Origin of the sequence: Dysgonomonas sp. PH5-45, from assembly GCF_029893235.1 — a bacterium.
GTDB lineage: Bacteria > Bacteroidota > Bacteroidia > Bacteroidales > Dysgonomonadaceae > UBA1309.
On record NZ_JARXWE010000001.1, the window covers coordinates 25871 to 37159 of the forward strand.

An 11289-nucleotide genomic window follows, 5' to 3' on the forward strand; every position below is an offset into this window, starting at 1 on the left:
ATTTATAGGCTTTTGAAGCATCAACAAGGTGCAAAAATCGGTTTTAAGAAAACAGAAAGTTTTCCAAAAATTTTATTATTAAAAAATAAATAAGGATTAGTTTTGCCAAAAAAGCAAAAGTTTATTTCATAAAAACAGCGGATTGTTCCGTTACTGTATAAAAATAGTAACTTTGTAGAAAGATAATTTATATTTTAGAGAACTATACTGCAGAATGAATTTCAGATACGATGTAATAATTGTCGGGGCTGGCCATGCCGGATGCGAGGCCGCTAATGCCGCAGCAAAGATGGGTTCAAAAACCCTTCTTATCACAATGGACATGAACAAAATTGCCCAAATGAGCTGCAATCCGGCTGTTGGAGGCATAGCGAAAGGACAAATTGTACGCGAAATAGACGCTTTAGGCGGACAAATGGGAATCGTGACCGACAAAACGGCTATACAGTTCCGTATGCTGAACAAATCGAAAGGGCCAGCAATGTGGAGTCCCAGAGCACAGAGCGACCGTGCCCAATTCATTCTAAAATGGAAAGAAATACTCGAAAACACCGACAATTTATTCATCTGGCAAGATACAGTTACTTCACTTATAATAAATAACGATACAGTAGAAGGGGTTAAAACAGCGATGGGAGTTACATTCCACGCCAAATCGGTGGTTTTAACCAACGGAACATTCTTTAATGGACTGATGCACATAGGGAAAACTCAGTTTGCAGGCGGGCGCTTATCCGAACCGGCTTCGTACGGGATCAGCGAACAACTGCAGGAATCCGGATTCAAAGTAGACCGGATGAAAACGGGAACTCCGGCACGAATTGACGGTCGAACCGTAGATTTTGGGCTTATGGAAGAGCAAAAAGGAGACAACGATTTCCATAAATTCTCGTATCTCGACTTTGCGCCACGAAACCTGAAACAACTCAGTTGTTGGATTTGCTATACCAACGAAGAGGTTCACGATAAACTTCGCGAAGGATTGTCCGAATCGCCCCTTTACAACGGGCAAATACAAAGTATTGGCCCTCGGTACTGCCCCAGTATAGAAACAAAAATTGTGACTTTTGCCGATAAAACAGCACATCAACTTTTTCTTGAACCCGAAGGAGAGAACACGCAGGAGTATTATCTTAATGGTTTTTCATCATCCCTCCCACTGAATATCCAGATAGAAGCCCTGCGAACTATTCCCGCTTTCCGCAACCTGCACATATATCGCCCGGGATACGCAATAGAATATGATTTTTTTGATCCCACACAGTTAAAGCACACGTTAGAAACAAAACTTATCAAAAACCTATTCTTTGCGGGGCAAATAAATGGGACAACAGGTTACGAAGAAGCCGCAGGTCAAGGGTTAGTGGCAGGGGTAAACGCACACATCAACGTACATGGCGGCAATGAATTCACTCTGAAACGCAACGAAGCATACATCGGCGTTCTTATAGACGACTTAGTAACCAAAGGCGTTGACGAACCCTACCGCATGTTTACATCGCGTGCCGAATACAGAATACTCCTCCGGCAAGATGATGCCGATAGCCGCCTCACCCCAAAAGGATATGAATTGGGATTAGCCACAGAAGAAAGAAAAAATTTGTTGGAAGAAAAAACCTGCGAAGTTGAGCGAATACTCGACTTCGCGGCTAATTACTCTTTAAAGCCCGAATATATCAATTCTGTTTTAGATAAATTGGGGACGAGTCCCCTTAAACAAAAAACAAAACTAAAAGACATAATTACCCGTCCGCAAATCACGATAGCCAACATTTGCGATGCTATACCCGCTTTCAGAGAAGAGATAGAAAAAATACCCAACAGAAGAGACGAGATAATTGAAGCCACCGAAATAAAAATAAAATACGACGGATACATCCGGCGGGAACAATTGATTGCCGAAAAAATAACCCGTCTCGAAAATATTCGCATAAAAGACAAGTTCGATTACAACAACATTCTATCGCTATCTACCGAGGCAAGACAAAAGCTCAACAAGATAAATCCCGAAACAATTGCACAAGCAAGTCGCATCCCGGGGATTTCTCCAAACGACATATCTATACTATTGGTTCTCTTGGGGCGTTAATGTTTCACGTGGAACAAAAAACATAAATCACTGAACAGCAAGACATAAAAAAACAAAACATAAAAAAATGAGTGTGGAACATTTAAAGACCATTGTGCGTAACATTCCGAACTTTCCCATAGAAGGCATACAGTTTAAGGATGTAACCACGATGTTTAAAGAAGCGGCTGATCTGAAAGAGTTAGGCCAAGAACTGTCTAATCTGTACAAAGACAAAAAAATAACCAAGGTTGTAGGAATAGAATCGCGCGGGCTGATAATGGGACCCATCATGGCCTTAGGGCTAAATGCAGGATTTGTCCCCATCCGGAAGCCGGGTAAGCTTCCCGCCGAAATATATGAAGAAACCTATTCGAAGGAATATGGCACCGACTCCATACAGATACACAGGGATGCCCTCAACGAAAACGACATTGTACTTCTGCACGACGACCTCTTAGCCACAGGTGGAACCATGCTTGCCGCCTACAAACTGGTAAAAAGAATGGGGGTAAAAAAAGTGTATATAAATTTCATTATTGAATTGGAAGATTTAGGAGGGCGAAAAATATTTCCACAGGAAGTGGAGGTAAAATCGCTCATTAAGTTTAGTGAATAGATATATTCATTTACCATTCGTATATTTAATTTTACAGCAGATGGAAAAGCCAATATCATACAAAGAGCATCTGAAAAGTATTATCGTAAATATCCCCGAAAAGCCGGGATGTTATCAGTATTTCGACGACAAGGGTACTGTTATATATGTAGGTAAGGCAAAAAACCTAAAAAAAAGAGTTTCGTCTTACTTCAGTAAATATCAAGACAATGCCAAAACCCGCGTTTTGGTAAGCAAGATTCGGGACATAAGATATATTGTTGTAGACACAGAGGAAGACACTTTTTTGCTCGAAAACAATCTCATAAAGGAACTCCGCCCACGATACAATATTATGCTCAAGGACGATAAGACCTACCCGTCTATCGTCATCAAAAATGAATATTTCCCGCGTATATTCCAAACCAGAAAAGTAATAAAAGACGGCTCGGAATATTTTGGCCCTTACACCTCTATTCTCAGCATCAGAGCCATGATGGAGATTATACACAAACTATATCCCATCCGCACTTGCAACCTAAACCTGACGCCCGAAAATATTGCAACAGGCAAATTTAAGGTATGTCTCGAATACCACATAAAACGCTGTTTAGGCCCATGCCAAAAGCTGCAAACAATGGACGACTATAATCAGAATGTGAGATACATTAAGGAAATATTGAAAGGAAATGTCAGCGTTGTAAGCAAAACAATGTTTGACGAAATGCAGGCTTTAGCAGCTGAATATAAATTTGAGGAAGCACAAAAAATCAAAGAAAAATACCTGCTGATTGAGAATTTTAAGAATAAAACAACCGTTGTTAGCAACCTAAATTACAATATTGATATATTTAATTGCGAATCGGACGATAATTCTTTCTATATCAATTATTTGCATGTGCATAATGGAGCTATAATACAAGCATATACCTTCGAGTACAAAAAACGCTTGGACGAAGACCAAGCCCTTATGCTGGGCATGGGTATTATTGAGATGCGCGAACGCTTCAAAAGCAAATCGAAAGAGATTATAGTTCCTTTCTTGCCCGACATTACATTAAGCGGTGTTGAATTTACCATACCTCAGAAAGGCGATAAAAAGAAACTTCTGGAGCTATCGCACCAGAATGTGAAACAATACAAAATAGATAAACTAAAACGTAACGAAACACTGAATCCCGACCAAAGAGGTATGCGTATTGTAAAAGCAATGCAAAGCGACCTTCACCTGAAAGCCCCGCCCGTACATATAGAGTGTTTCGACAACTCTAATATACAAGGCACAAACCCCGTATCGGCATGTGTGGTTTTTAAGATGGGAAAACCGTCGAAGAGAGATTACCGGCATTTTATTGTGAAAACGGTTGAAGGCCCTAACGACTTCGACACGATGAAAGAAGCCGTATATCGCCGCTATCACCGTATGATAGAGGAAGAGACTCCCCTACCCCAACTCATCGTTATAGACGGAGGAAAAGGTCAATTAAGCGCTGCATGTCAGATACTTAAAGAATTAGGCATTTACGGCAAAGTAGCCATCATAGGGATTGCAAAACGGTTGGAGGAAATATATTATCCCGAAGATTCAATACCCTTATATCTCGACAAAAACTCTGAAACACTCAAGGTTATACAACACCTACGTGACGAAGCCCACCGCTTTGGTATAACCTTTCACCGTAAACGTCGCAGCAAATCGCAAACGACTTCCGAGCTCGACAAGATAAAAGGAATCGGAGCCGAGACAAAGAAAATTCTATTAAAACACTTTAAAAGCATAAAACGCATAAAAGAATCTGATTTACAAGAAATTAAAGATATCGTAGGTCACCATAAAGCCGAACTTATAAAAACATATTTCGATACAAATAAATAACTATATCTTTTTGCCTTTTTATCAGGCAATATTCATTGTTAAAAAAACTGTTATTTCCCGTTTCGTCAGAACTTACACTTGCCATTCATTGTTATAAAAGTATCTAATAATAAAGCAACTATGGAAAGAGAAGTAATGTACAAATTAAGAAAAGCGGTAAAATATTGGTGGATATCGCTTATAATTGGCCTTTTGGCAATAGGTTTGGGTATTTGGTGTATCGCTTCGCCGATGTCTACACTGATAGCCCTTTCTATCGTGTTCGCAATCAGCTTTTTGGTCACAGGAGCCATGGAAATATCATTTGCCGTAGCAAACAGAGATAATATAAATGGTTGGGGATGGTCGTTGACAAGCGGTATAATAGACTTGCTGTTTGGCGTATTCCTCATAGTTATGCCGATAGAGGTTATCACCACAATATTCGCCTTGTTTATAGGTATCTGGATTATGTTCCGTTCCATTTGGGGAGTGGGTATGGCTATCGACCTCCAAAAATTTGGGGCAAAAGGCTGGGGATGGCTGCTTACGCTGGCCATTTTAGGAATTTTGGTTTCATTCATATTTATCATGGATCCCCCGTTTGCAATGAGCTTTATTGTAGCATTTGCTTCCGTTGGTTTTATTTTTTACGGGTTATTCAGGGTATTCTTGGCAATAAAACTAAAATCACTACACAGGCTTTAAAAAGCGGCTTATTTAGATAAAAATTATCAAAAGACCATGCAAAATAACCTTGTATGGTCTTTTGGTTTATGATAACATCATATAAATTCTTATTTTTGCATTAAAATAGGAGGAATGAGGGTACTTATTCAACGGGTCAGAAAAGCTTCGGTAACAATAGAAAACGAGCTGAAATCTCAAATAGGCGAAGGCTTATTGATTCTATTGGGAATAGAAGATAGCGACACAAGGGAAGACATAGAATGGCTTGCCGGAAAAACGGTGAATTTGCGCATTTTTGACGACGAAAACGGCGTGATGAACCTTTCGGTACTCAACACCGGAGCCGATGTAATGGTTGTTTCGCAATTTACCCTGTTGGCTTCGACCAAAAAGGGAAACCGCCCCTCATACATAAGGGCATCGAAACCCGATGTGGCGATACCTCTTTACGAAGAATTTTGCAAAACTATAGAAACAAAAATAAACAAACAGGTACAGACAGGCCTCTTCGGGGCCGATATGGAGATAGAACTTATCAATGACGGGCCTGTTACCATTTGGATAGATTCCAAAAACAAAGAATAAACTGTAGGCTATGACCGATATAACCTTGCACCAAGCACAACAGAAGGTCGATGAATGGATATCAAAATATGGTGTCCGCTACTTTAGCGAACTCACCAATATGGCTATCCTCACCGAAGAAGTGGGCGAACTTGCCCGCATCGTAGCAAGGACTTATGGCGATCAGTCGTTCAAGAAAACCGATTTGCAAAAAAATTTAGCCGACGAAATGGCCGATGTGCTGTGGGTCTTGATATGTATGGCCAATCAGACCGGCGTAGACCTGACGGAAGCCTTTCTGAAAAATATGGAAAAGAAAACCGAAAGAGACAGCACAAGACACCTTAACAACGATAAATTGAAATAAAAAAACGAAAGGAAAATATATATAGAGATATGAACAAATACCAAGATACGCTCAAGCAATACAAAACAAACCTCAACGACAACGAGGTAAGAGCAAAAACTGAAGAAATACTATTCAAAAAATTTGCTGAAAACAATACGCAGGAAGTGTATCGGAAGCTGTATTCGTGCATCGACCTGACCTCGCTTAATACTACCGATACTCGCGAAACGATTTGGAAACTAACCGAAACAGTAAACAGTTTTGAAGGCACACGCCCCGACATGAACAACGTTGCCGCCATTTGCACATACCCCTCGTTTGCCGAAACGGTAAGGGAAGCACTAACGGCGCAAGATGTGAAAATAGCATGCGTTGCGGCTGGATTTCCTTCTGGACAAACGTTTCCCGAAGTAAAAGTTGCCGAAACAGCTTTGGCCGTAGCTTCGGGAGCCGACGAAATAGACATCGTACTTAACCTTGGTTTGTTTCTGGACGAAAACTACGAAGAACTTTGTGAAGAAATAGGCGAAATAAAAGCCGCATGCCGCCATGTCAAACTGAAAGTCATTCTCGAAACAGGAGCCCTGCGCACAGCGTCGGATATAACCAAAGCGACTTTGCTGGCAATGTATTCGGGAGCCGACTTCATTAAAACATCCACAGGCAAAGACTACGAAGGGGCTACACCCGACACCGCTTACACGATATGCACGGCAATAAAGGAATACTATAAGAAAACAGGGTTGAAAATAGGCTTTAAAGCCTCTGGAGGTATCAGAACAACTGCCGATGCAGTTAAATACTACACCCTTGTGAAAGAAATTTTAGGCGACGAATGGTGCAACAATAATCTGTTCAGAATCGGTGCAAGCAGCCTTGCCGACAACCTACTAAAAGAAATAAAGTAAGAATAATATTACTCAATGGTTTACACTGTTTTAAACGGCCGATTGGGCAACAATATGTTTCAGATTGCAGCAGGGGCAACCCTTGCAGCAAGGAATAATGATGATTTTATAGCTCAATGTTATAATGGGCTTGTATCTGTTCCGGGCGACAACCGCCACATAACAGAATATATAGAGCAATACCGGAACAATATTTTTCGCAAAGTAAAGATAGAGGCCAGTAAACCGGGCGATTATTTCTTTTACAGTGAGCCTTCGCTTAGGTATTCGGAGATTCCTTACAGGAATAATATCCGTATGCACGGCTGGTTTCAGTCCGAAAAATACTTCGACCGCAAAGTTGTTCTTGACCTATTTGAGATACCTGCCCAAACAAAAGAATACATAGAAAACAAATACGGACACATATTTGCCCAAGGTGCTGTAAATTCAATACATATCCGCCGGGGCGACTATCTTAAGATTCCGCACTATTATCCTGCCACAACGCTTCAATATTTTAAGAAAGCAATAAAAATGCTTGGCGAGAACGAACGCTATCTGATCCTCAGCGACGATATCGACTGGGCAAAGCAACACTTCACAGGTAGTAATTTTTACTTTTCCGAAAAAGAAGAACCCCTCGTAGATCTTTACCTGCAAACATATTGCAAAAACAATATTATCAGCAACAGCAGCTTTAGCTGGTGGGGGGCATGGCTCAATCCTAACGAAGATAAAACAGTGATCTGCCCTACCCCATGGCATGGAATCATATACAAGAAAAAAGACGATTGCGACCTCGTTCCCGAATCGTGGGTGCGGATCAAGAACAATATACCTCTCAGTAAAAAGCTTTTAGCAAGGCGTTTATACATCAAAGAAAAGTGGAATGGCCTGAAAAGACGGCTCAATAAAAAATAAATTAAGCTTATGAACCAGCAGCCTTTGTTTTCGCTGATAACACCCAGCTACAATACCGTCAAATACGTACAAGAGATGATTGACAGTGTGTTTGCCCAAACATATATCAACTGGGAGCTTATCATAATAGACGATTGTTCGACCGACGATTCGTGGCAATATCTGCAACAATATGCCAATCACCCCCAGATAAGTATTTACCAGAACGACCGCAACCGTGGTGTGGGGCATTCGTACCACAGGGCAAGCTATTTGGCAAAAGGAGAGATTATAGGTATTCTCGACCCCGACGATTCGCTGGCAACAAACGACGCTCTTGAGATAATGGTGAAGCATCATTTGCATTACAAAGACTCGGGCATAATCTGTTCGCGCCACTATGCGTTTAACGAATGGCAGGGGATTTTGTGGGAGTCAGCTCCAAGAGATAAAGACGAAAATCTCAGCTATCTGACCGACCGTGAGAACCACGCAGAGCATTTTATTACCTTCAAGAGAGAACCTTATCGCCTTGTGGGGGGTATCAATCCAACTTACAGGAATGCACCCGACCAAGACCTTTATTTCCGCATGGAAGAAGTAAGCAAAATTACCTTCGTTGACGACATTCTCTATAACTACCGCATAACCAGTGGCGGACTCACCCGCAACAGTTATAAAAACATGTATTGGCACGTAAATTCTATTATCATATCGTGTCAAAGGCGGGGCATTGACCCCGAACCTGTGGTCGATAAGCTGATAAAACAACTCATGCAGCCACGTATAGACCAGTATAACCGCCTCCTAAATTCACGATACTACAAAGTGGGTTACAAGGTGCTGACACCTATCTATAAGACAAAAGATTTTTTAAGCCGCATATTTAAACCAAAAAGAGGTATCTAATTTATAAATACCTCCTTTACATTATTTTAGATTCGTAAATTAACTATATTTATTTCATCTGAACAAATTTCAATTCTGGCGAAATTTTATACTTAGTTACAATTGTTTCTTCATCATCCCCTTCGGCATAATAGTTCGTAACTGTTATCGTTTCACCTTTCACAATCGCGTATATATCGTTTGTGTAAAATGTTCTTTTCTCACCTACCTGCAAATGATTAATATAATTACCATTAAAATCATAACTGATTAAATACTCAAAAAATTCCGGACTTTCTCCTGGATACTTAGACACAACAATAACAGATTTTATACTTCCGCTTTCATCTTCATAAATAGTTTTTCCTTTTACTAATTCATTGTTTTTTAGCTCTTTATTCAACATATGGTCTTGGATATTATTTATTTTTAACGCAAGCCTTTCCTGCTGAGTAATTCCTTTGCTTTTAGAATATTTATCTTGTTCTGCCTGACTCCAGTAGTTCATTCCGAATTTTGTTTCCGGAATATCTTTTTCAATAGAAGTATTAACCTCCTGTTCTTGTTCTCTTACTATAGGTACGTTTTTAAATATGAAATAACCATTAGGCTTATCAATATAACCAGAATCCCAAGCTTTTCCTACCAGCCGTACCTGAGTAAATGACGTTGCTTTCGAACTAAATCGTGATAATAAGACTTTTACTTTACTGGGAGTATTGTTAAGCAATCTGCCACTTGCGTTTCCGCTATGCTTACTTTCTGTACCCGCAAAAATAATATCTATACGGCATTTATTTCCTAAGTTATCATACGCTTCATAACCACCCAGTCGATAACTTCCAATGTCTTCTCCTTTGTTAGTTATTGTAAATTCCAACACGTAATAATCCCCACTCATGGTTGCTCCAACCCAATTCATTTGTATATTTTTGTGCGGAGTACTATAAGACATTTTTGAATCACTACCGCTCAATTCTACTGTCCCCAAAATCTTGTCAACTTGTTTTACTGTCTTTTCTAAGCTTTTAGCCAGTTTATCTAAAAACTGTGCATGACAGTCGCCACTATATGCGAGTAATACGACTGATAATAAGATAAATGCAATTTTCTGTTTCTGTTTCATAGTTCATGATTTTAATTAATAAATTTCAATAAAAAAACGTGGGTACTGCTATCTATCCATTATTGAGGTATCGCCAAACACCCTATCCGCAGATAGACAACAGCCCCACGTCCATAATGAAACAGACGTGAGCGCATGTTGCTATTATTATCTCTACGGTTTTTGGGAAAATTTGGCGATTTTCAATAATCGAGATAATATCTCATAACGCTTCCGTTATTTTTTTAATATATATCTAATTGTCAACGCTTTGACTATTAATAATAAATGCTATTTAATAAGCACGCTCCACAATATACTCTACGGCATTTGTCAGAGCTTCTTTAACTTCTTTGTTTTCTATTTTTTCTATAAATACTTGCGCTTTAGCCTTATACTCGTCTATTTTGCTGTAAGCATAGTCAATGCCACCATTTTCGAGAGCAAAGTCAATAAGTATTTCTACATTTTCGTCGGTGAAATCGGCTTTCTTCAACACGTCTACCAAGAAGTCTACTTTTTTACTGTTGGTAGATGTTTTCAAGGCATAAAGTAGCGGTAAGGTTACTTTTCCTTCACGTATGTCGTTGCCGGTTGGTTTACCCACATCATTCTTGAAATAATCGAAAATATCGTCCCTCAGTTGAAAGCAAATACCCAGATTTTCGCCCAAACAGGTAAAATCTTTTATTGACTCTTCATCCCCTCCTGCCGATATAGCTCCTATCTTCATGCAAGTGGAAAGCAAAGATGCCGTTTTCTCCTTTATTACATTAAAATATTCGTTTTCGTCGAGAATAACTTCTTTTGCAAGCGACAATTGGTTCAACTCGCCCTCAGCCAGATTACGCCCCAGCATCGATACCGAAGATATAATTTCCAGATTGCTCGTCATCACACTCTTTATGAGTGCCGTAGATAAAAAATAATCGCCCGCCAGAACCGCAACCTTATTGTCGTAAACAGCATTTACCGAAGGATTGCCACGTCTCAGCAGGGATTCATCAACCACATCATCATGTATCAGCGATGCGGTATGCAAAAGCTCTATTGTAACAGCCGACAGGTAAGCCGTATCGTTTATCTGTCCGCAAGCTTTTGCCGCCAACAGCAAAAGGGTTGGGCGTATGCGCTTCCCATCCGATTTCATTATATAATCAATAACACTCTGAATACGAATATTATCGCTAAACACCGATTCCCTAAAAAGTGAATTAAACTTTTCAAGTTCTTGTGCTATTGGTTTTGAAATTAAGGATTTTTTATCCATCGTTACATCTGATTGAGGTGCAAATTTATAAAATAATCAGATTTTAATAGCCATATATTTGTAACTTTACAACAATAATCAGTAAAATAACCTTTTAGTACGAATTTTTGCT

The 11289-nt window shown here is 39.7% G+C and carries 11 protein-coding genes; 9 read left to right on the forward strand and 2 right to left on the reverse strand.

What is annotated here, in order from left to right:
- Positions 1–214: 214 nt before the first annotated feature.
- The 9 genes from mnmG (at position 215) to M2132_RS00130 (ending at position 8823) form a co-directional block, all read left to right on the forward strand.
- Entirely contained in the window at positions 215–2089 is a 1875-nt protein-coding gene (mnmG, locus tag M2132_RS00090) for a tRNA uridine-5-carboxymethylaminomethyl(34) synthesis enzyme MnmG (protein WP_280670047.1), read from the forward strand.
- Between the two features lie 67 nt (positions 2090–2156).
- Positions 2157–2687, forward strand: a complete 531-nt coding sequence (locus M2132_RS00095; RefSeq protein WP_280670049.1) for an adenine phosphoribosyltransferase — start codon at positions 2157–2159, stop codon at positions 2685–2687.
- 40 nt (positions 2688–2727) lie between these two features.
- Positions 2728–4542, forward strand: coding sequence for an excinuclease ABC subunit UvrC (uvrC, locus tag M2132_RS00100; protein ID WP_280670051.1), 1815 nt, complete (start codon positions 2728–2730; stop codon positions 4540–4542).
- A gap of 120 nt (positions 4543–4662) precedes the next feature.
- On the forward strand, positions 4663–5229 hold the full coding sequence (locus tag M2132_RS00105; protein ID WP_280670053.1) for an HdeD family acid-resistance protein: 567 nt from the start codon (positions 4663–4665) through the stop codon (positions 5227–5229).
- A gap of 114 nt (positions 5230–5343) precedes the next feature.
- Entirely contained in the window at positions 5344–5796 is a 453-nt protein-coding gene (dtd, locus tag M2132_RS00110) for a D-aminoacyl-tRNA deacylase (protein ID WP_280670055.1), read from the forward strand.
- Positions 5797–5806: 10 nt separating this feature from the next.
- Complete coding sequence (locus M2132_RS00115) at positions 5807–6142, forward strand: nucleotide pyrophosphohydrolase (RefSeq protein ID WP_280670057.1); 336 nt, start codon at positions 5807–5809, stop codon at positions 6140–6142.
- Positions 6143–6171: 29 nt separating this feature from the next.
- A complete protein-coding gene (gene deoC / locus M2132_RS00120) occupies positions 6172–7032 on the forward strand; it encodes a deoxyribose-phosphate aldolase (protein ID WP_280670059.1) in 861 nt (286 codons plus the stop codon).
- A gap of 15 nt (positions 7033–7047) precedes the next feature.
- Complete coding sequence (locus M2132_RS00125; RefSeq protein ID WP_280670061.1) at positions 7048–7935, forward strand: alpha-1,2-fucosyltransferase; 888 nt, start codon at positions 7048–7050, stop codon at positions 7933–7935.
- A 9-nt stretch (positions 7936–7944) separates the two neighbouring features.
- On the forward strand, positions 7945–8823 hold the full coding sequence (locus M2132_RS00130; protein WP_280670063.1) for a glycosyltransferase: 879 nt from the start codon (positions 7945–7947) through the stop codon (positions 8821–8823).
- A gap of 49 nt (positions 8824–8872) precedes the next feature.
- Here the strand turns inward: M2132_RS00130 and M2132_RS00135 are convergent, their stop codons facing one another.
- Positions 8873–9928, reverse strand: a complete 1056-nt coding sequence (locus tag M2132_RS00135) for a hypothetical protein (RefSeq protein WP_280670065.1) — start codon at positions 9926–9928, stop codon at positions 8873–8875.
- Positions 9929–10202: 274 nt separating this feature from the next.
- A complete protein-coding gene (locus M2132_RS00140; protein ID WP_280670067.1) occupies positions 10203–11177 on the reverse strand; it encodes a polyprenyl synthetase family protein in 975 nt (324 codons plus the stop codon).
- Positions 11178–11289: the final 112 nt, after the last annotated feature.

What these genes read in the sequence shown, in the direction of transcription:
- uvrC (WP_280670051.1), top strand. Translation starts at nt 2,728, where the DNA reads ATGGAAAAGCCAATATCATACAAAGAGCATCTGAAAAGTATTATCGTA.
- M2132_RS00105 (WP_280670053.1), top strand. Translation starts at nt 4,663, where the DNA reads ATGGAAAGAGAAGTAATGTACAAATTAAGAAAAGCGGTAAAATATTGG.
- dtd (WP_280670055.1), top strand. Translation starts at nt 5,344, where the DNA reads ATGAGGGTACTTATTCAACGGGTCAGAAAAGCTTCGGTAACAATAGAA.
- M2132_RS00125 (WP_280670061.1), top strand. Translation starts at nt 7,048, where the DNA reads ATGGTTTACACTGTTTTAAACGGCCGATTGGGCAACAATATGTTTCAG.
- mnmG (WP_280670047.1), top strand. Translation starts at nt 215, where the DNA reads ATGAATTTCAGATACGATGTAATAATTGTCGGGGCTGGCCATGCCGGA.
- deoC (WP_280670059.1), top strand. Translation starts at nt 6,172, where the DNA reads ATGAACAAATACCAAGATACGCTCAAGCAATACAAAACAAACCTCAAC.
- M2132_RS00130 (WP_280670063.1), top strand. Translation starts at nt 7,945, where the DNA reads ATGAACCAGCAGCCTTTGTTTTCGCTGATAACACCCAGCTACAATACC.
- M2132_RS00135 (WP_280670065.1), bottom strand. Translation starts at nt 9,928, where the DNA reads ATGAAACAGAAACAGAAAATTGCATTTATCTTATTATCAGTCGTATTA.
- M2132_RS00095 (WP_280670049.1), top strand. Translation starts at nt 2,157, where the DNA reads ATGAGTGTGGAACATTTAAAGACCATTGTGCGTAACATTCCGAACTTT.
- M2132_RS00115 (WP_280670057.1), top strand. Translation starts at nt 5,807, where the DNA reads ATGACCGATATAACCTTGCACCAAGCACAACAGAAGGTCGATGAATGG.
- M2132_RS00140 (WP_280670067.1), bottom strand. Translation starts at nt 11,177, where the DNA reads ATGGATAAAAAATCCTTAATTTCAAAACCAATAGCACAAGAACTTGAA.